Source organism: Myxococcales bacterium (assembly GCA_016720545.1).
Taxonomy (GTDB): domain Bacteria; phylum Myxococcota_A; class Polyangia; order Polyangiales; family Polyangiaceae; genus JAAFHV01.
Genome location: JADKKK010000004.1, coordinates 20,688 through 46,521 on the forward strand (window position 1 = coordinate 20,688; position 25,834 = coordinate 46,521).

Below are 25,834 nucleotides of genomic sequence, written 5' to 3' on the forward strand. Positions count from 1 at the left end.
GAAGACCGGACTTCTGATACGAACCACGACTCCAGGGGACTAGGGGCCCGCCACCCTCACGGCGACCCACGCGAGCACCGCGGTGAGCACCCCGTGGATCACCATCGCGGCGGCGCTCGCCCCCTCCTCGGCGGCGCCCTCCTCCCGGGCGCGGGCGGTCCCCACGATGTGCGCGGCGGCGCCCATCGCGAGCCCGAACGCGTGGCGATCACGCACGCCGAGCGCGCGGAGGAGCGCTGGACCGATGAGCGCGCCGACGACGCCCACGAGCACCACGACCACGGCCGCGAGGGAGGCATCCCCACCGAGGCGTGCGGCCACCGGCGCGGCGATCGCGGTCGTCGCGGATTTGGGAGCGAGCGACGCGACGACCACGCGCGAGGCGCCGAGCGCGCGCGCGACGAGCACCGCCGTGAACGCGCCGCTCACGGCGCCGAGCGTGAGCGACACGAGCACGGCGCGGGCGCGGTCGCGCAGCTCGTCGAGCCGCGCGTCGAGCACGTACGCGAGGGCCACGACCGAAGGACCCACGAGCCACGACAGCGGCCGCGTGGCCTCGCGGTAGGTGGCGAGCGGCAGGTGGAGCGCGCGCAGGGCGAGGCCCACGCACACGATCGTAAGCACCAGCGGGTTCAGCCACGCGCGCTGCGCCCGCGCCCGCGCCTGGAGCGCGCGAAATCCCTCGTAGAGCGCGAGCGTCCCGGTGAAGAGCGCGACGGCGAGGCCGACCTCCCCGATCATGACCGAGCCATGCGCTGCGCGGTGAGCCCGACCACGGCGAACACCACGAGTGTGCTCACCACGGAGGCGACCACGACGGGCACGAGCGCGCTCGAGATGAGCTCCACGCTCGTAGGGCCAAAGATGGCCACCGCCGCCGGCACGATGAAGAGCGCCATGCGCCCCGTGAGCGCGCCGCAGGCCTCGGCGATCGCGGCCCGCGGCACGAGCCCCGCCCTGAGCGCGACGAGCAGCGCCACGAGGCCGAGGACCGGGCCGGGCAGGGGCAAGCGCGCGAGGCGCTCGAACGCCTCGCCGAGCGCGGTGAAAAAGGACACGAGCAGGAGGCCTCGCAGCATGGGCGGGAGCAGAGCACACTTGCCTGGCGTGTGGGCGTGGCGCGCGCCTGGCCGCGTCCCGTGCCGCGCGTCCCGCGCTGCAGAGCGCCCTCCCGGGGTCGAATTTCGCGCCCGTGGCCGCGAGCGTCGATGACGCCGTCGCCGGCCCGTGCTGTAACCCCAGCCGCGGTCGCGGCAGAGGTGGCCGCGGCGGGCACGACCCCGCGCCGGACTCGGCCCCACGCGAACCAGGAGATGCTATGGCGGACTTTGCGTTTACTGAGCTCTTGCCCCTCGGCGAGGACACGACCTCCTACCGCAAGATCACCGGCGACCACGTGTCCACGTTCGACGCGGCCGGCGCCACCTTCCTCCGCGTCGAGCCCGAGGCGCTCACCAAGCTCACCCAGGAGGCCATGCGCGACATCGCGCACCTCCTGCGCCCCTCGCACCTCGCGCAGCTCGCCCGCATCCTCGAGGACCCCGAGGCGTCGCCCAACGATCGCTTCGTCGCGCTCGACCTCCTGAAGAACGCGAACATCGCGGCGGGCGGCGTGCTGCCCATGTGCCAAGACACCGGCACCGCCATCGTGATGGGCAAGAAGGGCCAGCGCGTCTACACCGGCGGCGGCGACGAAGAGGCCATCGCGCGCGGCATCTACCAGACGTACGCGACGTCGAACCTGCGGTACTCGCAGCTCGCGCCGCTCGACATGTACACGGAGAAGAACACGGGCACGAACCTCCCCGCGCAGATCGAAATCTTCGCGACCGACGGCGACGCCTACAAGTTCCTCTTCATGGCCAAGGGCGGCGGCTCGGCCAACAAATCGTATCTCTTCCAGGAGACCAAGGCCCTCCTCAACCCCGCGAGCCTGCTCGCGTTTCTCGAGCAGAAGGTGCGCTCGCTCGGCACCGCGGCGTGCCCGCCGTACCACCTCGCCGTGGTCGTGGGTGGCACCAGCGCGGAGCACGCCCTCAAGGTCGCGAAGCTCGCCTCGGCGCGCTACCTCGACGCGCTCCCCGCGCACGGCAGCATGACGGGCCACGGCTTCCGCGACCTCGAGCTCGAGGCCGAGGTGCTCGAGCTGACCCAGGCGGACGGGCATCGGCGCGCAGTTCGGCGGCAAGTACTTCTGCCACGACGTGCGCGTGGTGCGGCTGCCCCGGCACGGCGCCTCGTGCCCCGTGGCGATCGCGGTGTCGTGCTCGGCCGACCGGCAGGCGCTCGGCAAGATCACCCGCGACGGAGTGTTCCTCGAGGCGCTCGAGTCGGATCCCGCGAAGTACCTGCCTGAGCCCAGGGAGGAGGCCCTCGGCGGCGAGTGCGTGAACGTCGACCTGAACCGCCCGATGTCCGAGGTGCGCGCCGAGCTGTCACGTTACCCCATCCGTACGCGCCTCTCGCTCTCGGGCTCGCTGATCGTCGCGCGCGACATCGCGCACGCGAAGATCAAGGAGCGCCTCGACGCGGGCCTCGGCATGCCCGACTACATGCGCAACCACGCCGTGTACTACGCCGGCCCCGCCAAGACCCCGGCAGGTTACGCGTCGGGCGCGTTCGGTCCCACCACGGCGGGCCGAATGGACTCGTACGTCGAGCTGTTCCAGAAGAACGGCGGGAGCCTCGTGATGCTCGCGAAGGGCAACCGCTCCCGCGCCGTGACCGATGCGTGCAGAGTGCACGGGGGCTTCTACCTGGGCTCCATCGGCGGCCCGGCGGCGCGCCTCGCGCAGGACTGCATCAAGCAGGTGAGCGTGCTCGAGTACCCGGAGCTCGGGATGGAGGCCGTCTGGAAGATCGACGTCGTCGACTTCCCGGCGTTCATCGTCGTCGACGACAAAGGCAACGACTTCTTCGCCGACATGGACGGGGCCTCGAAGCGCCTGCCGGTGGCGTAGCGGTCGCCGTCGCCTCTCGTCCCGTCGCTCCGCGGGTTTGCTACGCTCACGTGATGTTCGTCGTCGCGCTCCTCGCGCTCGCGCGCACCGTAGAGGAAGAGGTGCCGGCCCTCGCCGCGGATCTGGGCGTCACGCCGTACGACGCCGGGCAGCTCCTGCGGAGCGGACCGCCGTCGATCCTCCTCCGCGTGGCAGACCGCGAGCGCGCGGCGTGGCTGCTCGGCCGCGTCCGAGCGCGGGGCCACGACGCCGTCGCGTTCGACGCGTCGGTGGTCGCCGCGAGCGACGTCATGCCCACCGTACGATCGTTCACGCTGGAGGCCGCCGCGCTCGTGTGCGCGTGCCACGGCCGGCCCGACGAGCGCGTCGAGTTCCCCGATCTGGTCGCCCTCGTGCGCGCCGTCCATCAGACCCGCACCGAGTCCACGGTGTCCACCAAGCAGACCTCCGTCAGCCTCGGCCGGCTCGCGCTCTCCGGCGGGCTCATGCTCACGAAGACCGTCACCAAGGAGGCCAAGAAGAGCACCGACGATCGCGAGGCGGTGCTCTACCTCTTTCGTCGCGTCGGCAAGCCCGTGCTCTTCGGGGCTACGCGCGCGCGATACGCGGGCCTCGGCGCCGACGTGAGGCCCACTCAGGCGGAGAACTTCGAGCGGGTCATCGCCCTGCTCCGCGAGCGGGCGCCCGACGCCGCGTACGACGCACGGCTCGTGTCGCTCCGGGTTGGCGTACGCGAGAAGGTGTCGCTGGCGGGCGCCAGCGGAAGCGCCCTCGGCCTGACCATGACAGCGTCTTCGGCGAGCGCCGTCGACATCCTCGCCCACACGGTCGCGCTGGCGCTCGCGCGACGCGAGGCGGGGCCGTACCGCGGGCGGTAGCCAAGTCGCCGAGCGCCGCGCCGCCGCGCTCAGTAGCCCGCGAGCGCTCTCACCACTGGAATGAGCGCGGCCGCCGCGCGGTCGTGCACCGCCTGGCTCGGGTGGTAGTCGCAGCCGCCGAGCTCGGTGGTGGGCTCGGGCGCGAGCGCGACGTAGTGCACTCGCGCGTCACCCGCCCGCTGGCGCGCGGTCACGGCGGTCGTCACCGCGGCCGTCTGGTCGGTGCGTGCGCCGTAGCGCGCGGGCGTGGCGTCGGTCTGCGTGGGGCCGACGAGCGCGAAGATGTGCGCCTGCGGGGCGCTCGACCGCGCGCGCGTGAGCAGCGCCTCGTACGCCGCCTCGAAGGCCGCGAGGTCGGGCGGGTCGAACACCTGGGGGCGCTCCTGGAGGAAGTCGTTGGCGCCCACCATCACGAACACGGCGTCCGGCACGAGGCGGGAGGGCGCCCACACGCTGAGCGCGTCGTCCGGCAGCGCGCGGTCGTAGAGCTCGGGGAAGAGCAGCGGGCTCCCGCGCCGGTAGTTCTTCGTGAGGCCCTTGCCCTGGTAGGCCACGCCGACCTCGTCGGCGTCGAGCGCGCTCGCGACCTGCGCCGCGAAGGTGGTGTGGAAGTTCTGGGTCGCGGCGGAATAGGGGCACTGAGGGCCCGGGCCGGCGATGCCGTAGCCGTTGGTGAGAGAGTCTCCCAGGAACTCGAAGACGCGCCGCCGAGGCCCGGGAGCCGGGAGCAGCGTACCCGCGCCGAGGCCCACGCCGAGGAGCTGCGTGCGCCCGCCCACGGCCTCCGTGCGGCGATAGAGCTCGAGCGTGTGCTCCGAGGCGGGGAGGCCCTCCGCCAGGCGGTAGGTCGAGCGGCCCGGGCTCAGCACCAGCGGCGCGGCCCGCCACACGCCGTCGACCGCGACGTCCCACTCGCTGGGTCCGCCTGCGCCCGGCAGCTCATCGAGCGTGAGCGACACCTCGGTGCCGCGAAACCTCAGGCGCAGCTTGCTGCCGGGCCACGCGGCGCGAGGGCCCGCCGGGTCACGCGTGTCCCAGCGGCCGAAGGTGGCGACGGAGGGCGCGGGGCTCGCGTCGGGTGCGTTACGGTCTGCGCCCGCATCGCTCGGCGGCCGGCCGGCGTCGCGCGGGCTTGGCGCCGGCTCGCCCGGCGTCGTCGAGGGCTCCGCCGGCGGTGTCGGAGTCGTCGCCGAGGGCCCGGGCGCCGACGCGGTGCTCGTGACGACGACCTCGCAGCCGAGCCCCGTGAGCCCGAGCCCCGCCAGGACCAAGACCGCATGGAAGGGACGGCGCAGGGCGGGGGAAAGCGAGGGCCGCATGGACCCGCGAGGATACGCGACGCGCCCGTCGCGCGCTCGTCACGGGAGTAACTATTTTCCAGGGCCCGTCGCTGGCGCCGCCTTGGCCTTCCGCCGGCGGTCGTCGCGGTAGTCGAACTTGGCTTTCGACGGGCCTGGCGGGCTCTTCGCGATGATGGGATCGGGGAAGAAGTCGTGCGCCTCCACCGTGGGCGCGGGGGTGTTGCCGGCGTCGGCCGGGGGCTTCCACGAGGGCGCGCCGGCCGCGTCCTTGCAGCAGCGGAACGACCAGAAGTAGTACCACTCGTCGGGCGTGTGCGCGTGGCTCGAGGGCCGGCACTGGTTTCTGACGTGACCCCACGCGCCGCCCTTCAGCGCCGCGAAGCGGGACTTCTCGACGGCTTTTTCGTCGTGAATGGCCCACTCGTCGAAGTTGCCAGTCTGGTCGTACACGCCGAAGCCGCTCTTGCAGCCAGGCATCGAGCCCGACGGCACGCTCTGGTCGAGTCGCGACAGCTCGGCGAGGCGCGTCTCCGGGTCCTTCGACGAGAACAGGAACGCCCCGTACTTCTTCTCAGGGTTCACATAGAAATTGTCGATGTTGCACACGTCGTGATCGCGCTTCCACCCGTAGGGGAAGGGCGTGTGCTCCGGACCCTCGCACGCGGCGGTCCACTCGCTGCTCCAGCAGAGGCGCTTCCCGTGGGCCTCGCACGACGCCTGCGCTTCATACCAAGTCGCGTTCCACGCGGGGTGGCCGCCCGCCTTGTTCGGGTACTCGTACGGGTCGATGCAGAACTGGCGGTGCTCGGTAGGCACGAGGCACTTCTGCTTTCCCTTCGCGTATTCGTGGCAAATCTTGAGGTGGTTCGTCGTGTCCTTTTCGAGCTCCACGCACTCGCGCTCGACCTTCGGACAGAACTCCGTGTCGACGTACACCATGTCGGCGGGACACGCGGCCGACGAGGCGCCGCCCTCCACCAGGGGCGCCGCGTCGATCGAGGCGTCGGCGCCGTCGGCGGTGGCGTCGGGGGGCGTCGGGGCGGGCGCGGCGCTGGCCTTGCGCGCGGTCGCGGCCGCCGCGTCGTCGGGCTCCGCGTGGCTGCACGCGGCTGCGCCCACGAGCGAGCCACAGGCGAGGGCGACGACGACGAAGTGGGCTCTCATGGGGAGGTGGAGTCTCCCCCCGCGAGGCGCGCGAGGCAAAGAAACGGGCGCACGATCGGCTGCGCGAGGCGGGGGCGAGATCGACCGGGCGGCGCGAGGAGCGGGGGCGCCGCGCCGCACCCGCGGTAGTCTGACCCCGTGAACCTGGAAGTGAGCCCCGCAGGGGCGAACGAAGGCCTATGGCGGGCCCGAGCCGCAGGCGAGGTGGCGCCATGAACCTCGAGCTCCGAGAGGCCTCGTCGCAAGCCCGCGCCCTGCGTCCAGCGGCCGAGCTCCTGGCTGAGGCGGCGCGTGAGGCTCGCCTCCTCGGCGCGGCGACCCCCGTGAACCTCACCGAAGAGCGCGCGCGGCTCGCGCAGGCGCTCGCGCGTGGCGAGTGCCCGCGCCCCCGGTGGCGCTACGGCCGCGGCGGCCGAGGCGAGCTGCGGGCCCGCCTCACGCGGCTCGCGCGCGCGCTCGAAGGCGTCGAGGGGCCCCTCGCGGCCCTCTACCTCGCGCGCGCCGAGGAGCTCGCGCTCGAGTGTGCGCTCGTGGGCGCCGTGGGCACGGGCGCCTTCGGCCCGCTCGCCGCGCGCCGCTTCCTCGAGGCTGAGGGCGTCGATCGCGGCCTCGACTTCGCGCGTGAGCACGTGGGCGACCACGAGCCGGAGGCCGCCCTCGGGCCCTCGCTCCCGTCGCACGATCCGTCCCCGTCCTCGCTCGTGTCTCGGATGCGCGCCGAGCTCTCCGCGCGCGGCATCCCGTTTCGCGTCTGTGTGGTGGAGGGGCTCTCCGCGCTCGCGGCAACCGGCGACGGCGCGGTCTTCGTCGCGCACGGCCGCGAGACCCGAGGGGACGACGTACCCCGCACCGTCCTCCACGAGCTCGACGGCCACGTGCTCCCCCGCGTGCGCGCGGCCGCCGCGCCGCTCGCCCTCTTTCGCTTTGGGGCGGCGCGCGCCACGGACGACCAGGAGGGCTACGCGCTGCTGCTCGAGGAGCGCGGCGGCTTCCTCGGCCCGGCGCGGCGCCGCGAGCTCTCCGCGCGGCGCGTGGCCGTCCAGCTCGCCGTCGACGGGGCATCGTATGGCGAGTGTGCGCGCGCCCTGATGACTCGGCACGCGTTCGAGGCCGGGGCCGCCGCGCGGCTCGCCGAGCGCGTCTACCGTGGTGGAGACGGCGTCTGTCTCGGACTGGCGCGCGACCGCGTCTACCTCGACGCGTGGCTGCGGCTCCGGGCCGCCTTCGCCGAGGAACCCCACCTCGAGGGGCTCGTGTCGGGCGGCCAGATCTCGCTCGCAGCGGCGCGCGCGCTCGCCGGGCATCCCCTCGACTGACGCTGCCCTCGAATCGATCGGCGCGCCTCGCGCGCGCTCGCCTCCGAGGCTAGCCCGCGCGGAGGGGCGCCTCGTGGCCGCTCTCGGCCACGTACTCGCTGTAACCTCCGCCGTAGAGCCGAGCGTCGCCCGCGTTGATCTCGAGCACGCGGTTCGACAGCTCGGCGAGGAAGTGACGGTCGTGGGAGACGAAGAGCATGGTCCCCTCGAAGTCCTTCAGCGTCGAAATCATCATCTCCTTGGTGTCCATGTCGAGATGGTTCGTGGGCTCGTCCAGCACCAGGAAGTTCGGCGGATCGAAGAGCATCTTGGCGAGCACCACGCGCGCCTTCTCGCCGCCGGAGAGCACGCGACAGCGCTTCTCGACGTCGTCCCCCGAGAAGCCGAACACACCCGCCAGCGTCTTCAGGGCGCCCACCGAGGCCTTCGGGAAGTCCTTCACGAGCGAGTCCCACACGGAGTCGTCGGGGGACAGGAGGTCCATCGCGTGCTGCGAGAAGTACCCAACCTTCACGCTCGGTCCCACCGACACCTTGCCCGCGTCGGGCGCGAGCTGCCCCACCACGAGCTTGAGCAGCGTGGACTTGCCCGCGCCGTTGATGCCCATCACGCACCAGCGCTCGCGCCGCCGGATGAGCATCGTGAAGGCCGAGTAGATCCGCCGGCTCCCGAACGACTTGTCGATGCCCTCGAGGCTCACGATGTCTTCGCCCGAGCGCGGCGGCTTCGGGAAGTCGAACGACACCTTGCGCCGGCGCTTGGGAGGCTCGACCTTCTCGATCTTCTCGAGCTTCTTCACGCGCGACTGCACCTGCGCCGCGTGGCTCGCGCGGGCCTTGAAGCGCGCGATGAACGCCTCCTCCTTCGCGAGCATGGCCTGCTGCCGCTCGTACTGGGCCTCGGCGTTGCGCTCGGCGATCGCACGCTGGCGCTCGTAGAAGTCGTAGTTGCCCGAATACGTGGTGAGCTCGCCGCCGTCGATCTCCAGGATCTTGCTCACGATGCGGTTCATGAACTCGCGGTCGTGGGAGGTCATGACGAGCGCGCCGTCGAACGACTTCAAGTAGCCCTCCAGCCAGAGGATCGACTCGAGGTCGAGGTGGTTCGTGGGCTCGTCGAGCAGGAGCACGTCGGGTCGCATGAGGAGCACGCGCGCGAGCTCCACGCGCATCTTCCAGCCGCCCGAGAGGCTCTCCACGGGGCCGTCCATCACCTCCTGGGCGAAGCCGAGCCCCGCGAGCACCTCGCGCGCGCGCCCCTCGAGCGCGTACCCGCCGAGCTCTTCGAAGCGGGCCTGCGCCTCGCCGTAGCGCTGGACGAGGGCGTCCATTTCGTCGGCCCGATCGGGATCCGAGAAGGCCCCCTCGAGCTCACGGAGCTCGCTCGCGACCTCGGCCACCGCCCCCGCGCCGGCCATCGCCATCGCGACCACGGTCGCGCCGTGCATGTCGCCGACGTCCTGGCTGAAGTAGCCGATGGTGGTGCCTCGGTCGACGGAGACCGTCCCCGTGTCGGGGGTCTCCTCCTTCAAAATCATTCGAAATATCGTGGTCTTGCCCGAGCCGTTCGGGCCCACGAGCCCTACCTTCTCGCCGCGATTGATCGCGGCCGAGGCGTCGGTGAAGAGGATCTGCTGGCCGTGCTGGCGCCCAATCGAGTCGAGCCGGATCATGAGGGGCGACTCGATACACGAGCCGCCGCGACAACGCGAGCGCCGGGTTTCAAGCTACTCGCTGTAGCTGGTCCTGGAGGGGCGGGTGGCGGCGATGGGCAGCTCGACCACGAAGCGTGCGCCCCACGGGCTGTCCTCGAGCGCGACGTCTCCGCCGTGGCTTCGGGCCACCTCGCGCGCGATCCCGAGGCCGAGGCCCGAGCCTCCCTCGGCCCGGGCGCGCGACCGGGCGCCGCGGAAGAAGGGCTCGAAAATGCGTGCGCGATCCGACTTTGGCACCCCGTCGCCCTCGTCCTCGACGACGACCACGGCGAGCGCGCCCTCGCGAGCGCAGGTCACGCGGACCAGCGCGCCGCGTGGGGAGTGCGTGACGGCGTTGTCGATGAGGTTTCGGAAGAGGCGCGCGAGGTCGCTCGGGCGCCCCGACACGGTGATCTCCAGCCCGGACAGCTCGAAGGACACTCCTAGCTCGTCGGCGCGTGCGCGCGCGAGGTCGACGGCGTTCCCCACGATCGCCTCCAGCGACGCATCTTCGGGCTCGGCGTCGACCCCCGTCCGGGCCAGGGTCAGGAGGTCGTCGGTGAGCTCCTTCAGCGCTTCGGTCGACTCGAGCGCCGAGCGGATCGCGCGCCGCAGCTCGGGGGCCTCGCGGTCCTTGCGCACCGCGAGCTGGAGCTCGCCGTAGAGCTTCGTGAGCGGAGACCGGAGCTCGTGCGCGGCGTTGGCGAGGAAGCGACGCTGCGCCGCCAGCAGCGTCGCGATGGTGTCGACCATGTCGTCGATGTCGGTGGAGAGCTGCATGAGCTCGGCGTCGCCGGACCGCACCCCGACCCGCGCGGACAGATCGCCCGAGGTGACGCGATGCGCGACCTCGGCGATGCGTTCGTGGTCTCGCGTGACCCTGCGCGCCACGAGGTGGGTGACGAGCGAGGTCCACACGAGCGCGGCCACGTACGCGAGGGCCAGCGCGTCGCGACGGGCCTCGGAGAGATCGTCGAGCTCCGCGCGCGGGGCGGCGACGAGCAGCGCCTTCTGCGGGTGCCCTGGCACCGAGACGAACACAGCGCGGTAGCGGACCCCGTCGTGGGTGAAGTTGAACGCATCGTCCGCGTCGTGGGCGATGTAGGTGCGCGACGGTGGCTTGGTGGCGAAGGCGCCCGACGCGGTGATGGGGCGATCTTGATCGCCGTAGAACACGGCTGGGACCGGCGTAGGCCTTGGGAGAAACCGGAAGTCGCGGGCGGGGGCGTCCGCCGCCTCCGCCGCGGCGTCGTCGCGGAGCCGCCGGTCCAGGCGCGCCTCCGGGAGCCGCGCGAACTGCTGGAAGAGCGCACCGAAGACGAGGCCGAGGGTCACCGCGGTGAGCAGCACGGTCGCCGCGAGGAGACGAAAGCGGAGGCTCATGCGGAGCTTAGGGGCGCTCGGCGCGGAGGCGGTAGCCCACTCCGCGGACGGTCTCGACCATCCACGCCATCGCCCCGAGCTTGTCGCGGAGGCGGCTCACGTGGACGTCGAGCACCCCCGACCCCGGGTCGAATTTGAGCTGCCAGACGTCGAGCAGGATCGTCGCGCGAGGAACCGCGTCGTTCCCTGCGAGCGCCAGGCGCGAGAGCAGCGCGAACTCCTTCGCGGTGAGGTCGAGCGGCGCCCCGTCGAGGGTCGCCCTCCGCGTGAGGCGATCGAGGGAGAGCGGGCCGACGTCGAGCGCCGCCCCGATGCGTCCGCGGCGCGCGAGGGCCGCGACCCTGGCGAGCAGCTCGTCGACGTCGAAGGGCTTCGTGAGGTAGTCGTCCGCGCCGGCGCGCAGGCCCGTCACCTTGTCGCTGCTCTCGCCGCGGGCGGTGAGCATCAACACCGGGGTCGTGAGGCCGCTCGCGCGCAGTCGTCGCGCGACGTCGGGGCCGTTCGCGTCGGGGAGCATCCAGTCGAGGAGGATGACGTCGAAGGCGGCGAGGGGCGCGCGCTCCAGCGCCGCGGCGCCGGTGTCGGCTACCGCGGTCGTGTGGCCCTCGTCGTGGAGGACGCGGACGAGGAAGTCGCTGAGCTTGGGGTCGTCTTCAATCACGAGGATGTGCACGCGCTCAGCGTAGCAGCGCGCGGAGCCCGCGCGGAATCGTAGGCTGCTGCGCGGAGGCGGCGCCCTCGACGCGCTAAAAGCCGGGGCTGTGGCCGGCTAGGCTCGGGGCGCGCGCCGAGCTGACCGGCACGCGCTCCGGCGGGGTGGCGAGCGCGCGGATCGAGTGGTGGGCGTCGGCCTCGCTCTCGCCCCCGTAGCCGCGCGGGCCCTCGGGCGGGGGAGCGGCGAAGAACGTGGCGGTCGCGGAAGGCGGCGCCGGGGCGCGGGCCGGCGCCGGGGCACCCCGGTCGCGGAGCACCGCGAACGAGGCGAGGCCCGCCGCGGCGGCCACCGCGACGGCGAGCAGAACATCGCGTCGAGTGCGGGTCATCAGCACTCGATGATATTCACGGCGAGCCCGCCGCGCGCGGTCTCCTTGTACTTCGTCATCATGTCGGCCCCGGTCTGGCGCATGGTCGCGATCACCTTGTCGAGCGAGATGCTGTGTTTTCCGTCGCCCGAGAGCGCGAGCCGCGCGGCGTTGATGGCCTTGACCGAGGCCATCGCGTTGCGCTCGATGCACGGCACTTGCACGAGCCCCCCGACGGGGTCGCACGTGAGCCCAAGATTGTGCTCCATGCCAATTTCTGCTGCGTTTTCCACCTGTTCGGGGGTGCCACCGAGCACCTCGGCGAGGCCGGCGGCCGCCATGCTGCAGGCGACGCCCACCTCCCCCTGACAGCCCACTTCGGCGCCCGAGATGGAGGCGTTTCGCTTGTACAGAGTGCCTATCGCGGCGGCGGTGAGCAGGAATCGGTGGGCGCCGTCGTCGCCCGCGTTGGGGATGAAGCGGAGGTAGTAGTGCAACACGGCGGGGAGGATGCCCGCGGCCCCGTTGGTGGGCGCGGTGACAACACGTCCGCCGGCCGCGTTCTCCTCGTTCACGGCGAGCGCCCACAGGTTCACCCAGTCCATCGCGACGAGAGGATCGGTCGTGCGCGTGTCGCAGGTGAGCTTGCGGTGCAGCGCTGCCGCGCGGCGACGCACCTTGAGGCCTCCCGGGAGGACGCCCTCTCGCTCGCACCCGCGCTGCACGCACCGCCGCATCGCGTGCACGATGCGGCTCAGGCCGTCGCGCAGCTCGGTCTCGGACCGCAGCGCGCGCTCGTTCTCGAGCATGAGGGTGCTGATCGACAGTCCGTGTCGCTCGGTGAGGGCGAGCAGCTCGACCCCGTTGGCGAAGGGGTAGGGTGGCCGCGGTCGTTCGAGCGCTCCGGGGAGCGCGGGCTCCACGGCGCCGTCGTTCACGACGAAGCCGCCGCCCACCGAGTAGTAGATCCGCGAGACCTCCTCCGGCGCCGCGTCGCCGTCCGCGCCTGGGAGCGCGCGGAGCTGGGCGGTGAAGCGCATGCCGTTCGGGTGGAGGGGCAGGCTGCGGCGCCTGTGGAAGACGAGATCCGCGGGGTCGAACGGGACGTTGGCCCAGCCGAGCAGCCGCACCTCACGCGCCGCGCGGATCGCCTCGACGCGGGCGGGTGCGGCGTCCGGATCGACGTCCTCGGGGCGCTCGCCCTCGAGGCCGAGCAGCACGGCGAGATCGCTGCCGTGGCCCTTCCCGGTGTGCCCGAGGGAGCCGAAGAGCTCCACCTTGAGGCCGCTGACGCGCGCGAGCAGGGCGCTCGTGTCGAGGTCGTCGACGAAGCGCCGGGCTGCGCGCATCGGCCCCACGGTGTGGCTGCTCGACGGTCCGATCCCGATGGTGAACATGTCGAACAGGCTGAGGTGCACGAGGCATGATCGCCCCGCGGCCTGCGCGCCACAAGCGCGGCGTCAGCGCTTTCCAGCGAGGCGCCACTGCCGAGCTTGCCCGAGCATCTCGAGCACCTTCTGGCCGCCGTAGCCGAGGCGCGCCACCTCCGACGCGTCGAGGTGCGCCTGGTCGCGGAGGCCCCCCCACGCGAACCCGAGCTCGAACGTCTCCGGGTTGGCCTCGCACAGATCGGACAGGAGCGATGCGGCCGCGTGGTCGCAGTCGCCCTCCTGCACGTAGAAGCCCACGTGCAGCCCGAAGCGTCGCCGGTACTCGTCGAGCTCCGCGGTGACGCGGATCCTCGAGCTGTACACGGGGCGGCCCGAGCTCGATTTTACGGTGTCGAGGAGGCTCGCGCCGTTGAACATCACGCTCTGGCCGTGCGCCACGCGGCCCGCGTCGCACGCGGCCTGGAGATCGCCGGCGTAGTGGAAGAACTGGATTTCCCGCGGCCCCGGGTAGGACACGCCGTCGACGACCTGGCTGGCGCTCGAGACGCCCTCGATCTCCTCGCGCAGGAAGGCGCCTACGGCCACCACGTGCACGCCGCGCTCGTTCAACGCGCGCACGAGATCGCGCAGGAACTCCGGGGTGCTGCGGAGGCTCTTGATTTCGATGATGACCGAGAGACTCGGCTTGCCCGTCACCTCCCGGTGCACCGCGACCGCGCGGCGCACGGGCCAGGGCGGCGCGAAGGTGTTTCGCATGCACTCCTCGTCCGACGGGCTGCGCGGATCGTTCGCCATCGCCCCGATCGCGTCGCCGAGGTCGTCGGCCTTGCCGAGGGTGAGCGCGCGCGCGAAGAGGTCGAGCCAGGAGTCGACCTCTACCCCGCCGAGCCCGGTCTTCGGCGTCTTGCGGACGTCCTGGTATTGGCAGATGCCCATCGCCTCTTGGATGGTGTCGGCGGGCGTCGCGTGCGCGATGAGCGAGGTGTCGAGCACGCGCTCCATGAGCGCGTCGAGCGCCGCCGCGTCGCCCCGGGCGGCCTCCCACGCGGGGAAGAGATCGCGATCGACGAAGAGGTCCCACTCGATGCCGGAGAGGTGGAGCGGGCTCTCGTCGTCGCCGACCGACTCGGCCCCTCGCGCCACGCCGAAGGCCGCCACGACGGGGTTGTTCTCGAGCATCGGGATGATCTTCGTGGGGTCCGCGCCGGCCTCGAGCGCCGCGCGGATCTGCTCGAACACGTCTGGCATGAGGAACGCGAGGATGCGTTTCCACTTCGCGTCGGCGAGCAGCGCGGGCGACGCGCCCATGAACGCGCCGTGGCCGTAGAACTGCGTTCGAATCGGCGTGAGCCGGAACGAAGCGGGCACGAACGGCAGATCGTCGACCTTGTCCCAGAGCTGCGCGCCGAGCTGCAGCACCTCGGCCCCGACGATGCGGGCCTCCGCCTGCAGGCGCCGTCGGCGCCGTCGGAAGAGGGCGCGGACCCCGACCCACCAGCCCTCGACGCGCGCCCACGCGGCGCCCAGGAGCGAGAAGAACCGAAATCGGGCGCTGTGCTCCGGGGTCGCCACGAACCTCAGCCTAACGCAAGCCGCGCGCTGCGCGCAGAAACGCGACGCGCGACGCGTCGTCGTACCGGTCGCGGCTACTGCGTGGTGGCGCTGAAGGTGGTCGCACCCGCGACGTTCGTCGTGACCTGCGCGAGCAGGTAGACGCTCTCGCCAGCCGCCAAGGAGATCGCCGGCACGCAGGAGTCCGCGCCGGGCACCGTCGCCCCGCACGAGTCGTTGTTCGTGCCGAAGCACGCGTTTCGCTCGCTCGTGAGCGGCGGCGCGGAGAGGCCGCGGTAGGCCACGAGCGTCGTGTTGACCCCGGTCGCGAGCGACAGATCGGCCACGAGTGTCCCGCCCGTGGGGTTCGTGACGCGGATGTAGCGGTACGGCGCGAGGGTGGTGAGGAGCGTGCGCGGGCACGCCCCGGTCGACACGCGCGTGATCGTCTGGGTCGTCACGAACGACACGGGCTCCGTCACGGTCTCGCCCGAGTTTGGGGACAACATGACGTCGTGGTCGACCGCGGGCGCGGGCTCGGGGCCGACGAAGTTCGTCTTCACCTCGAGCTTGAGGCGTCCGGCGGCGGTGGCCGAGGTGGTGCCCGTGTACACGACGACGCTCCCGCCGGGGGGCACGTTGAAGGTGAGGGCGCCGGACCCCGCCGTAGTCGTGACCGAGGTGATCTGCGCGGTGCAGTTGATGCGGTTCCCCGGATCGGGAATGGTCGTGGCGCCCTCGTAGGCCGCCGTGACCGCGGTGAGCTTGGTGGCGCCCGGCGGCACCACGTGCGTCACGGTCACGTTCACCGACGTCGCGCTCGGGTTCGTCACCCGCGCGTAGTGGAAGGGCGTCTTCGTCGTCGTCATGCTCGCAGGGGTGCCGCACACGCCCGCGACCAGGCGCTCCACGGTGCGGGCTGTGCTCGAGGTGTTGAAGATGCCGCTCACGACGCCGCCCACCGTGGGGGAGGCCACGACCTCGTCGGCGACCTGGGGTCCGCAGGGCGCGGGCGCGCCGGGAGTGCAGGTCCCCGAGCACTGCTGGCGCCGGACGTGGGCGGGGTCGGCGCAGAGCCCCTCGATGTGTTTCACCTCGCCGGAGAGGCACCCGCCGGTCACCTCGCCCAGGCACGCGCTCTCGACCCACAAGCACGCGGCGTCGCACTGGCGGGTCTGGCTGCCGCAGAGCCCGCACTGCGAGACCTCGCGCGCCGCGGGGAGGCAGTTGACGGCGGCCGTCTTCTCGCCGAGGCACGGCCCGTAGGTCCCGACCACGCTGCCCGTCTCGCAGAACGCCTTCTGGACGCCGCACTTGCCACAGCGGCGATCGAGGATCGCGTTCACGGGCGTCCCGGCCGGGCACGGGTCGCCCTCCTTCGGCGCCCGCGGGTCGAAGGGATCGCCCGGGTAGGGCGTGAAGCCGCTGTCCGCCGCGTCGGCGGCGTCGGGCCGCGCGTCGACGACCACCACGTCGGCGCGATCCGGCTGCGCGTCTTGTGGCCGAGTGTCGGGCGTCGCGTCGGTGGCCGGCGCGCTCCTGTCGGGTGACGCACCGTCCGTGACGGGCGTGACGGGCGTGAGGGCGCGGCGTCCGGCTCGTCGTCGGGCGTGACCGCCGAGGTCGCGCACGCGAGCAAGCCTGCGAAGAACGTCGAAGCGCACAAAAGCGAGATGCGGAACCGGGTCATCGGGCCTCCAACGGTAAGCTCAGGACCGCTCAGCGTACCGTTCTCCTGCCGCCGTATCAACCTCGTGACGCTCACCCTTTTTCGGGGGGGGCGTCAGGGTACGTTCGGCGCGCCGGGGGTCTCCGGGGAGCTCTGGAAGGACGCGTCGGGCTCACCGCTGGGAATGCGCGCGTAGCTGCGGCTCCCGGAGGAGGCGTCGGGCGGGTAGACCACCTTGCCGAGCGTCCCGCCGTCCGCGGCGAGGAGGAACAGGGTCTCGCCGCTCTTGTTGCTGATGCCGAACTCGGCGTTGAAGCAGTGGCGCTGGCCGCCGTCGGGACAGGCTCGCCCGCCGTCACCCGCTCCGCCGCCGCGCACGAGCAGGTACTCGCCCCTCGCGAGCACGGTGGCAGGCGGGAAGGTCACGGCCTCGGCGAGCTTCGGCTCACCGGTGGCCTTGTCGCGGTCGGCGAGACGCAGTCCGCCGAGGTCCTCCGCCGCGGCGCCGCTGTTCACGAGCTCCACCCACTCGTCACCGCCGGAGATCTCGTTGATGAGGATCGCCGCGGCCGAGAGGTTCGTGCCCGCGTCGAAGGCCACGCCGGTGTCCCGCGCGGCGTCGCCGGCGGCGTCGAAGGGCGGGGGCAGGGGTGGGATGGGGGGGAGGGGCGGGCCTGTGTCCGCGCCGGCGTCGGGCGCCGGGGGCTCGGACGTCGAGCACGCGTAGGTGCCGAGGGCGAGCGCGAGTGGCCCCACGACGCCTAGCCCAAACGCGACCCACCTCCAGCGCCTCCGCGGTCGAACAGCTCTATTGTCCATGAAATTCCCGTACTTGCTTGATGACCAGGTGCCCGTTCGCGAGCACCTTGAACTCGAGGTCCAGCGCGGCCGGCTTCCGCGTGTCGAAGTGGACGAACGGGCACGGGCTCGCGGTGTACCCAGGAGTAACCGTGCAGTGTGCGCTCTCGACCGCGCGCACGACGCCCACGAGCTCGGCGATCTTGGCCTCGGGCAGCACGGACGTGGCGAGGGGCGGGCCGTAAGGCGTGGGCGTGGCGGCCCGCAGGAGCGTGATGCGGTCGGGGCGCGAGGGATCGGCGCTGAACGTGACGAGCGAGTGCTGCGCGCTCGTGCCGGGCGTGGGGTTCGTGACCAGCTCGTTGCCCTGCTGGAGCGCGATCGTGTACCCCGCGATGCCGGCCCCGTTCACCACCCGCGTGATGACGACGCCGTTGGCGACCACGTCGGCCTCGGTGTCGTAGGCGGGCACGACGGCCAGGCCCATCGCGCTCGTCGCGTGGTCGAGGCGGGCGAACGAGCGCTCCTCGATCGCGCGCTTGTTCCAGAGGCTCGCGTACACCGCCTTCACCGCGCACTGCGGGGTGCGCGGGTTCACCTTCAGCTTCGTGGCCACGCCCGAGGTGTCGACCTCGATGGCGCAGGAGAGCTCGGCGTTGTCTCGCGCCGCGAGCTTCACCGAGAAGCTGTCGTGGAGGCCCGCGCCGTCGAAGCCGGGGATGTCCTCGGCGTTGGCCGAGGAGCGGAACTTGAGCTCGTCCATCGCGGGGAGGCGCGTGGCGAGCGCGGCCACCTCGGCGGTGAGCTCGGCGAGCTGCGCCGGCGGCACGCGCCCCGCGTAGAAGGCCCGCTGCGTTTCGGCGACGCGCGCGGCCCGCTCGTTGGACGACAGCTCGCCGCCCTTCTCCGCCAGGACGAGCGCGTCGACCTTGGCCTTCACCTCGGGGTTGTGATCGAGGAAGTCGCGGTAGCGCTGCACGGGCACGCCGAAGCCGAACGGCGCGAGGTCGTAGCCGAGGCGCCGGCTCACGCTCGCGGGGTCGGCGTAGCGCCCGAGCACGCTGGGGCTCGCGAGGAAGCCGAGCCCGAGCGCCTTGCCGCCGTACCGGCCCCCGTCCTGCGCGCACGCCGGCCCGAGCACGGAGCACATCGCGTCGTAGGAGCGCAGGTCCGGCTCGCGCGTCACGGGGAGGGGGACCCACGGCTTGCTGGTGCGCTCGCGGAGCTTGGCGAGGACGAGCTCGGGCGTGGTCTCCTCGAGCAGGTAGCCGGCCTTTCCCACGACGAGGTGCACGGGCTTGTCGGCGAACCGCGCGAGCTCCGGGTGCTCGGGCGACGCATCGCGCAGCACCATGTTGGGCGTGCCGCGCTCTTTGCTCTTCAGGTTCACGTGCGAGGTCACGTCTTGGTACGACCGGGTGATCGTCCCCGCCACCACCGACAGATCGAGCGGCAGCTCGTCGAACACCGGGAGATCGGTGGGGTGCAAGTTGCCGTAGTCTTTCGGAAAAATGCGCAGATAGCCCCACGCCTCGCCGGGGTTCAGCGGCAGGTACTTCACCGTGCCGAGCACCTGGTCGATGGTGAGCGGCTCTACGCCGAGGGCGCGCAGGCGGTCCGCCACCCGGGCGAAGGTCTGCTGGGGCCCGGTGGTGACCACGGCGTAGCGCACGCCCTTCACCTGGAGGCGAGGCCGTAGGATCTCGACAGCGCGGAGCAGGCCCTCCTCGTGGATGACGTCGTCCGGGTAGAACTGGATCGCGTACGTGGGGGTCGCCTCGCCCCCGAGCGTGTACGTCTGGATCGAGCCGGCGATGTAGCGCTTGTCGTCACCGTAGTAGGTGCCGTCGTTGAAGGTCGTCGGGTCGTCGGACACGCCGAGCGCGTGCCTCGCGAAGTCGTAGTGGTACTGCGCGTAGAGCGGGCTCGTACCGCCGAGCTTGTAGTTGGAGTTGATGAAGTAGGTCACGTCGCCGCCGCTCCGCGCGTCGATGAAGTACTTCATGACGTGGCCGGCCTGTCCGAAGCCGCCGCCCTCGGTCGCGAAGGCGCGGAAGGCCCTCGCCGACCTCAGCGACGGGAGCGAGAGCGTGCGCGCGAGCTCCGCGTCGCTGAGATCGCCGTCGCCCTCGTCGGGCGGTGCGACGGGCGACGAGCACGCCGCGAGCGAAGGCGCGGTCGCGGCGGCCACCGCGAGGGCCAGGGCCACGAAGGCGCGCCCGACCCACGCCGTGGCCCGCACGGGGCGAGTCGCGCGCGTGTCGGGGGTCGTGGTGCGCGACGTCGTCATCGTGGCACTCCCGTGGAGCTGGGCTGAAGCATGGGTCGGGTTGGGTGTCGCGCGAACGGGGCGAGAGAGAGCGAAGGGCGAAGAGAGGATGCCACGCGCGACGCGCGGCGTCTTCGAGGGTCAGCAGTCCTCTTGGCGGAGGAAGCGCACGACGCCGTCTTTGGTGACCTGCAGGATGCGGCGCCGGCACGCGACCGGGGTGCCGCTCGGGTCCACCGACACCTTGCTGGAGCTCAGCTCGTAGCCGTCCGAGGCGGGCGCGTACGCGGCGGGCGAGGTGGCGTCGCAGCTGAAGGCCTCGCCGCCCAGCTTGGCCAGCAAGATGGCCTCCTGCGGGCTGTTGATGTCGCCCAGGAACGTGCGCGCCGACTCGTCGGTCGAGACGGTACCCACCTCGTCGCCCCGCGTGTAGACGAGGTAGCTCATCGTGCATTCGCCGGTGGAGCGTACCGCGCCTCCCGGCGCCGCCACCTTCGGCACCACGCTGAAGCCGTCGCACTCGCTCGCGATCAGGCGTAGCTCGGCGACGCGCCTCTCGCAGGTCGGTCGGTCCGAGGCGCCCGAGCAGGGGACGCCGCGCACGTCGTCCGAGAAGCGCGCCGACCACTGGGCGATCCACCCTGTCCTTGGCGCGCTCGGCGTCGTCGGGCGGGGAGGGCACGCCGCACCCGCGGGGCACGGCCCGTCGGTGGCGGGGCTACCGGCAGACGACTCCACGAGCTGGGTGGACTCGGTGCGGAAGCCGACGAAGTCGACGTCCTTCGCCGGGCGGAGGCCCGCGGCGAGGCGGAGGCCGACGACGGGCTCGCACGCGGACGTGAACCCATCGGGGACGGTGGACGGGTCCGCGCAGGCGGCAGACGCGGTGACGAGGAGAGCGGCGGCGGCGAGGAGGATGTGGCGCATGCTGCCCCTTACGCACGGTGTGTGCCAAACCGAGAACGTCGATAAATGCGCTAAAATTGACGTTTGTGTGCCACTGCGGGGCGTCGCTGGCACAGCCTGGACCCTCGTCGTGATGCGTGTCAGGGGGTCGGATCCGCCTCGCGCGCGAACCAGGCGGCGGCGTGGCTGTCGATGATGCCGGCCCCCATGGCCTTCCACGGGGCCGACTGCCAGGTCCCGCGGCTCAGGATGACGTCGTGATGGAGCGGGCTCGCCCTCCACAGGTCGAGCGCGCGCTTGGCGTCGAGGGCGTAGCCGGCCGCCTCGCCCGGCTCGCCCACCGCGATCTCGAAGCCCGTCCCGCCGAACGGCGTGAGCTCGGCCGGCTTGCTCCACATGCACTTCGCCTGCGCGTGGTCGGGCGTGTAGCAACAGGCCGTCCACGCCCCGCGGTCGGTCCAGCTGTGGCCGTTGCAGCCAGAGCGCTTGGGTGAGCCGGCGAGGTCGCGCACGTGGGTCTCGGCCACGTGGGTCAGCGCGCGTGTGATCGGGATTGGCGGCAGACCGTTCTGTTGCCGGTAGGCGTTGATGGCGTTCGCGAGCTCCAGGGCGCGAGGCGCGATCGCGGGCAGCGACGACGGCGCCGGTGGCGCCGGTGGCGGCGACGATCCGGAGCCCTGCGGGCCTGGCCACGTCCACCCCGGCGGGAGCTGAAGCCACCCGGACGGCGCGGGCGGCGGCGAGGTGAGCACCTGCCCGAGCAGCGTGGTCCACGGATCGCCCGGGGGCGCCGGAGTCGAGGGGGCGGGCGGCGGTTGCGGCGCTGCCGGCGGAGGAGCGCCCGGAGGGTAGGCCTGAGGGGGGTAGGCCTGAGGGGGGTAGGCCTGAGGGTAGCCCTGAGGAGGGTAGCCCTGCGGAGCGTAGCCGCCCTGCGGGTAGCCTTGCGGAGCCTGAGGGGAGGGTGCCTGTTGGCCGCCGTAGCGTGGCGGCTGCGGCGGTGGCGCCTGCCTGCGGATGCAGGCCCCGGCCACGAGGAGGAGCGCGACGCTCGCCGCCGCACGCGGAAGGTTCATCCCCTCACGTTAGCCGGTTTCGCGGCGCTCTTGGTGAGCTCCTCCGCGTGCTCTCCATAGCGTGCAGAATGCATATGTTTGGGGCCGGTCACACTCCGCGCTGCGCGGGCGACGTGAGGGGCATGTCCTCCCTCCCACGAGCTCACGCTCGCCTCCTGCGCGCCTCCTGCGCGCTCGCCCTCGCCTCGCTCCTCGCCGTCGACGGATGCGCGCCCCCGTCGCGCGTCGCGCCGTCCCGGCCGCCTTTTCGGCCCGTGGCCGCGGTCGACGCGGGGGCGCCCCCGCCGCCGCCGGTCGCCGGCCCGGCGTTCGACGCGTGTTGCGTCCGCGACCTCGGCCCCGAGGAGCTGCCGGATGCGGCGGTGTGGCGGGCCGTGGACGACGTCACGCGCGAGGCCGCGAGCGGGGCCGCCCGCCCCGCGGTGGCCGCCACCCCGTGGGACCGGAAGAAGACCCCCAGGTTCCTGGACCGCGTCGTCGAACGCTATGGCCTCACGGGACCCGAGCGCGCGCTGCTGTCGCGCAACGGCATGGTCGTCCTGTCGCGCGTCACCTTCCCGAGCTACGGCGAGGCGATGCACGAGATCCATCGGCAGGAGCTGCCGCTGTACGTCACCGCCGACAGCCTCCTCCAGGCCGTGTTCCGCTCCCACGAGAGCCTCCTCGTGCACGCGGAGGCGGCCCGCGAAAAGCGCCTGGGCGCGGTCCTCGAGGGAATGCAGAAGGCCCTCGCTGCGGAGCGTAGCGCGCCCTCGCCTCGCTACGCGCCGGCGCTCGCGCGGGACGCCGCGGTCTACCTGGGCGTGGCGCGCGCCCTGCTCGAGGGCCGGGACGGGACCGGGGAAGTGGGCGACGGGGGCGGGTCCTCCGGCGACGCCCAGGTCGATGGCCTCGTGGCGAGAGCTCACGCCGCGTCGGCGGTGGAGACCGTGGACCTCTTCGGCCGCCCGCGCGTGGTCGACTTCACCTTCTATGCGCCGCGGGGCGTGTACCTCGACCAGACCCAGCTCCACGGCTACTTCCGCGCGATGGTCTGGCTGACGCGGCTCGAGCTGAACCTCGCGTCGCGCGGATCGCGGAGCTCCTCGCCGGTGCTCACCACGGACGAGACCCCGCGGGAGGCCGCGCTCGCGCTCGTCCTCGCGGATCTCGCGGCGCACGCGGGCGTCGAGGCGGAGGTGGCCAAGCTCGACGCCTTCGGGCGCAAGCTCGCGGGAAAGACCGAGATCGTGCCGCTCGCAGCCTTGTCGAACGTATTGAAACAGAAGCGCATTTCGCTGCTCGACGTGGACGCCGCGGCGGGCGCGCTTCGGGCGGAGATCCGAGACGCCCCCACGCGCACGGTGAACTACCACGTCATGCCGTACGGCACGTCGGCGGCCTCGCTGCCGACGATCGCCACGCTCCTCGGCGTCGCGATCACCGCCGACGCGCGCACTCTGTCGACGCTGGCCCCGAGCGACCAGCCGGCTCACCTGCCTCGCGGTCCGGAGCTCGCGTACCTGCTCGGCGCCGACGCCGGCGTGCGCTACCGACCCGACGGGCTCGCCGGCGCTGCTGCGCGCCGCCCGCGCGGACCTCGCCACGAACCTCGGCGGGGACGACCTCCACACCGCGTGGACCCGCCTCGTCATGGGCGCGCTCGAGGCGCCGCGGGGCGCGGTGCCTTCGTTCTTCGCGACGCCCGCGCACGCCGATCGGCGGATCTCCACTGGCATCGCGGGGTACGCGCAGATCCACCACGCCCACGTGCTGCACACCGCGCAGGTGTACGATTTCGCGGGCTGCACCATCCCCGACGCGTACGTCGAGCCTACGTTGGGCGCGTACGACGCGACCCTCGCGTACACCGCGCGCCTGCGCGAGCTCGCGGCGCAGCTCGGCCCCGCCGCCGCGGGGGAGGACGACGTGGCCGGACAGGTGACGCAGGCCGCCGAGCGCCTCGCGAAGGTCGTCGCCGCGCTTCGAGCCGTGGTGGTCGACGAGCTCGCGGGTCGGCCCGTGAGCGACAAGCAGCTGGCCTTCCTCCAGATGGTCGCCGAGTACAGCCGGCCCGGGGGCGGCTACGAGGACATGACGCCCGGCCGGTTCAACGGGTGGTATCCGGTCATGCACTCCGAGCGCAGCGACGCGTTCATGAAGGTCCCGTTCGCGATCGACCACTTCACGTCGACCCGGCTTCGCCAGATCGCCTACGTGGGCGAGGGTCGCCCGGCGCTGGGCGTCTTCGTGGTCGACGTCGGGGGCGAGCCCCGCGCGATGGTGGGGCCGGTCACACGGGCCTACGACCGTGTGCGCCCGCTGGGCCGTCGCGCCCCGCCGACCGACTCGGCGCCCGACATGACGGGAGGCGACGCCCCGATGACCACGCCGCCCGTCGCCGCCCACGAGCGGAGCTACGTAGCCCCTCCCGAGGCGCCTCCCCAGGCCGAAGTCGAGGGCTACGGGAGCGGCGAGGGCGTCACGGTCAAGACGCCGCGCGCGCTCGGCCCGCTGCAGATCGAGGTCGTCGACGCCCACGGCCAGACGCTCGCGAGCGCGCGCGTGGCGACGACGGCCGCGCCGCGAGGCTCGGAGGCGCCCGCGGTGGTGGCGCCCTTCGTCTGGGCCCCTGGCGCGCGCAAGCCAGAGTGGGTCGGGGTCCTCCGAGTGCGGACCGCGAGCGGCGCCGTGTTCGACGAGAGGGCGCTGCCGTCCCACTCTCCGTTCGAGCTGCCGTGAACGCGCCCGCGGTGTACGTGTAGACTGCATGCGAGGCGCCCCCTTTGGCGGCGCGTGCTAGGCTGCGTCCGTGACGCCGATCGACGAGCTCCGCGCGCTGCTCCGCCCCGCCGGGGGCGGGCTCTACCTCGTGTCCACCGGCAAGCGCGCGCAGCTCGAGCTGCAGCAGCGCCTCTACGGCGTTGCGAACGAGGCGGAGGTGGCCCGCGCGTTCGACGCTGCGCTCGAGCGCCTCGCGGGGGCTCGCGCCTTCATTCTGGGGGTCCCCTCCGACGTGGGTGCCGGCTTTCGCCGGGGCGCGAACCTCGGCCCGCAGGCGCTCCGCGAGGGCCTCCTCGACGCGGTGCCCGAGCTCGCCAGCCGCTCGCGCGAGCTTGGCCTGGTCGACCTCGGCGACGTGTTCGTCGTGCCCCAGCTCCTGCACGACGAGATGCTCTCCGAGGCCCAGAAGGAGCGCTCTCGGCGCGCGCTCTACCCCGATCTGCCCGCGCACGTGCGGGCGGAGCTGCCGGTGTCGCCGCTCTCGATCGCGCAGCGCGCCACCGCGCTCGCCCTGTCGATTTGCCCGGGCGCGGCGCCGGTCGTGCTCGGCGGCGACCACTCCACGGCGTACCCCGTCGTCACCGAGCTCTTGCGCGCACACCAGGCGGCCGGACGGCGCACGGCGGTGGTGCAGTCCGACGCGCACACCGACCTGCTCGCCGAGCGCCTCGGCGTCCAGCACTGCTTCGCGACATGGTCTTACCACGTGAACGATCAGCTCGGCCGCGATGGCCGCCTCGTGCAGGTCGGCGTTCGCGCGTCGGGTCGCGACCGGGAGCATTGGGAGGGCACGCTCGGCGTGCGCCAGCTCTGGGCCGACGAGTGCCGACGCGACGAGGGCGCGGCGATCGCACGTGTGGTCAGCCACCTCGAGGCGCTCGGGGTGGACGGCGTGTACTTCTCCAACGACATCGACGGCACCGACGCCGAGCTCGCGAGCGCGACCGGCACGCCCGAGCCCGGCGGTCTGTCGCCCGAGCTCGTGCTCGCCCTCATCCGCGCGCTCGGCGAGCGCTTCGGGCTCGTGGGCGGCGACGTCATGGAGCTCGCCCCCCCGCTCGGCGCAGACGCCCGCGCCCGCGCGACCACGATCGACCTCTCGGTCCGCTACCTTCGCGCCACCCTCACCGCCATCCTTGGAGCTGCCGTTTGAACCCCCGCGCCCTCTCTCCCCAGGTGCTCGCCCTCGTCGTGAATTTGGCAATTGTTCTCATTGCTTGCAGCAAGAGTGAGGGCGCCGGAGCGTCCGCTGCGTCGAAGGAGCCCGCGCCTCCCGCCGCGAAGGTAGAGGCCCCGCACTACGCGATCGAGCTGAAGCCGAAGGCCGGCTGCAAGGTCGGCGCCGAGTGTCTGGCGACGGTGGAGCTCGACGCGCGCGGCGGCTACCACATCAACCAGGAGTTTCCGTACCGCTTCACGGCGGGGCCGGCGAAGGGCCTCGTGTACCTCGGGCGCGACACCGCCGCGCCCGGCGTGTTCTCCAAGGCCTCGGGCGACCACGCCACGCCGAGCGAGGCCCACGCCACGATGACCGTCCGCTTCAGGCCGACGGCGGCCGGCGCGGCGCAGGTCGCGGGGGCCTACAAGTTCTCGGTCTGCTCGGAGCAGAACTGTCAGGTCGAGGTGGCGGAGCTCGCGGCGCCCCTCGACGCCGCGCCGTAGCCACGGGCCTCACCCGCGCGCGCGACTGTCGACGC

20 protein-coding genes and 2 pseudogenes are annotated in these 25,834 nt (G+C 72.5%); 7 read left to right on the top strand and 15 right to left on the bottom strand.

Annotation, left to right across the window (positions count from 1 at the left end):
* Positions 1-39: 39 nt before the first annotated feature.
* Together IPQ09_09845 and IPQ09_09850 are read right to left on the bottom strand one after the other, a co-directional pair.
* Positions 40-741: an LrgB family protein gene (locus IPQ09_09845; GenBank protein ID MBL0194504.1), complete on the bottom strand. Its 702-nt coding sequence runs from the start codon at positions 739-741 to the stop codon at positions 40-42.
* Positions 738-1,079, bottom strand: a complete 342-nt coding sequence (locus tag IPQ09_09850; GenBank protein ID MBL0194505.1) for a CidA/LrgA family protein — start codon at positions 1,077-1,079, stop codon at positions 738-740. The genes IPQ09_09845 and IPQ09_09850 overlap by 4 nt, the downstream gene beginning before the upstream one ends.
* A 239-nt stretch (positions 1,080-1,318) precedes the next feature.
* Here IPQ09_09850 and IPQ09_09855 point away from each other — a divergent pair.
* Positions 1,319-2,960, top strand: a pseudogene (locus tag IPQ09_09855) (fumarate hydratase).
* Between the two features lie 53 nt (positions 2,961-3,013).
* On the top strand, positions 3,014-3,838 hold the full coding sequence (locus IPQ09_09860; GenBank protein MBL0194506.1) for a hypothetical protein: 825 nt from the start codon (positions 3,014-3,016) through the stop codon (positions 3,836-3,838).
* Positions 3,839-3,867: 29 nt separating this feature from the next.
* Here IPQ09_09860 and IPQ09_09865 read toward each other — a convergent pair whose 3' ends face one another.
* Both IPQ09_09865 and IPQ09_09870 read right to left on the bottom strand, forming a co-directional pair.
* Positions 3,868-5,157, bottom strand: coding sequence for a hypothetical protein (locus tag IPQ09_09865; protein MBL0194507.1), 1,290 nt, complete (start codon positions 5,155-5,157; stop codon positions 3,868-3,870).
* Positions 5,158-5,208: 51 nt separating this feature from the next.
* Positions 5,209-6,303, bottom strand: coding sequence for an SUMF1/EgtB/PvdO family nonheme iron enzyme (locus IPQ09_09870; GenBank protein ID MBL0194508.1), 1,095 nt, complete (start codon positions 6,301-6,303; stop codon positions 5,209-5,211).
* A 212-nt stretch (positions 6,304-6,515) separates the two neighbouring features.
* On the opposite strand from IPQ09_09870, the gene IPQ09_09875 reads away from it, so the two are divergent.
* Positions 6,516-7,619, top strand: coding sequence for a DUF1704 domain-containing protein (locus IPQ09_09875; GenBank protein MBL0194509.1), 1,104 nt, complete (start codon positions 6,516-6,518; stop codon positions 7,617-7,619).
* Positions 7,620-7,668: 49 nt separating this feature from the next.
* Here the strand turns inward: IPQ09_09875 and IPQ09_09880 are convergent, their stop codons facing one another.
* The 11 genes from IPQ09_09880 to IPQ09_09930 form a co-directional block, all read right to left on the bottom strand.
* Positions 7,669-9,291, bottom strand: coding sequence for an ABC-F family ATP-binding cassette domain-containing protein (locus tag IPQ09_09880; GenBank protein ID MBL0194510.1), 1,623 nt, complete (start codon positions 9,289-9,291; stop codon positions 7,669-7,671).
* A 54-nt stretch (positions 9,292-9,345) separates the two neighbouring features.
* Complete coding sequence (locus IPQ09_09885) at positions 9,346-10,695, bottom strand: HAMP domain-containing histidine kinase (protein MBL0194511.1); 1,350 nt, start codon at positions 10,693-10,695, stop codon at positions 9,346-9,348.
* Between the two features lie 7 nt (positions 10,696-10,702).
* Entirely contained in the window at positions 10,703-11,368 is a 666-nt protein-coding gene (locus tag IPQ09_09890) for a response regulator transcription factor (protein MBL0194512.1), read from the bottom strand.
* A 73-nt stretch (positions 11,369-11,441) separates the two neighbouring features.
* Positions 11,442-11,738, bottom strand: coding sequence for a hypothetical protein (locus IPQ09_09895; protein ID MBL0194513.1), 297 nt, complete (start codon positions 11,736-11,738; stop codon positions 11,442-11,444).
* Positions 11,738-13,114, bottom strand: a complete 1,377-nt coding sequence (locus tag IPQ09_09900) for an L-serine ammonia-lyase (protein ID MBL0194514.1) — start codon at positions 13,112-13,114, stop codon at positions 11,738-11,740. Before IPQ09_09900 ends, IPQ09_09895 begins: the two co-directional genes overlap by 1 nt.
* A gap of 63 nt (positions 13,115-13,177) precedes the next feature.
* A complete protein-coding gene (locus IPQ09_09905) occupies positions 13,178-14,680 on the bottom strand; it encodes a hypothetical protein (protein MBL0194515.1) in 1,503 nt (500 codons plus the stop codon).
* A gap of 74 nt (positions 14,681-14,754) precedes the next feature.
* On the bottom strand, positions 14,755-16,290 hold the full coding sequence (locus tag IPQ09_09910; GenBank protein MBL0194516.1) for a hypothetical protein: 1,536 nt from the start codon (positions 16,288-16,290) through the stop codon (positions 14,755-14,757).
* A gap of 152 nt (positions 16,291-16,442) precedes the next feature.
* On the bottom strand, positions 16,443-17,084 hold the full coding sequence (locus tag IPQ09_09915) for a lamin tail domain-containing protein (protein MBL0194517.1): 642 nt from the start codon (positions 17,082-17,084) through the stop codon (positions 16,443-16,445).
* A gap of 52 nt (positions 17,085-17,136) precedes the next feature.
* Positions 17,137-19,416, bottom strand: a complete 2,280-nt coding sequence (locus tag IPQ09_09920; GenBank protein MBL0194518.1) for a hypothetical protein — start codon at positions 19,414-19,416, stop codon at positions 17,137-17,139.
* A gap of 120 nt (positions 19,417-19,536) precedes the next feature.
* Complete coding sequence (locus IPQ09_09925) at positions 19,537-20,322, bottom strand: hypothetical protein (GenBank protein MBL0194519.1); 786 nt, start codon at positions 20,320-20,322, stop codon at positions 19,537-19,539.
* A 119-nt stretch (positions 20,323-20,441) separates the two neighbouring features.
* Complete coding sequence (locus IPQ09_09930) at positions 20,442-21,374, bottom strand: hypothetical protein (protein MBL0194520.1); 933 nt, start codon at positions 21,372-21,374, stop codon at positions 20,442-20,444.
* Between the two features lie 68 nt (positions 21,375-21,442).
* Between IPQ09_09930 and IPQ09_09935 the strand changes: the two are divergent.
* The 4 genes and pseudogenes from IPQ09_09935 to IPQ09_09950 all read left to right on the top strand — a co-directional run bounded on the left by IPQ09_09935 (position 21,443) and on the right by IPQ09_09950 (position 25,799).
* Positions 21,443-22,894: pseudogene (locus tag IPQ09_09935) on the top strand (DUF3160 domain-containing protein).
* 112 nt (positions 22,895-23,006) lie between these two features.
* Positions 23,007-24,095, top strand: a complete 1,089-nt coding sequence (locus tag IPQ09_09940; GenBank protein MBL0194521.1) for a DUF3160 domain-containing protein — start codon at positions 23,007-23,009, stop codon at positions 24,093-24,095.
* Between the two features lie 70 nt (positions 24,096-24,165).
* The gene (locus IPQ09_09945) at positions 24,166-25,290 is read left to right on the top strand and encodes an arginase family protein (GenBank protein MBL0194522.1); all 1,125 of its coding nucleotides are present in this window, start codon (positions 24,166-24,168) and stop codon (positions 25,288-25,290) included.
* The gene (locus tag IPQ09_09950) at positions 25,287-25,799 is read left to right on the top strand and encodes a hypothetical protein (GenBank protein ID MBL0194523.1); all 513 of its coding nucleotides are present in this window, start codon (positions 25,287-25,289) and stop codon (positions 25,797-25,799) included. Before IPQ09_09945 ends, IPQ09_09950 begins: the two co-directional genes overlap by 4 nt.
* The last annotated feature ends 35 nt before the right edge of the window (positions 25,800-25,834 follow it).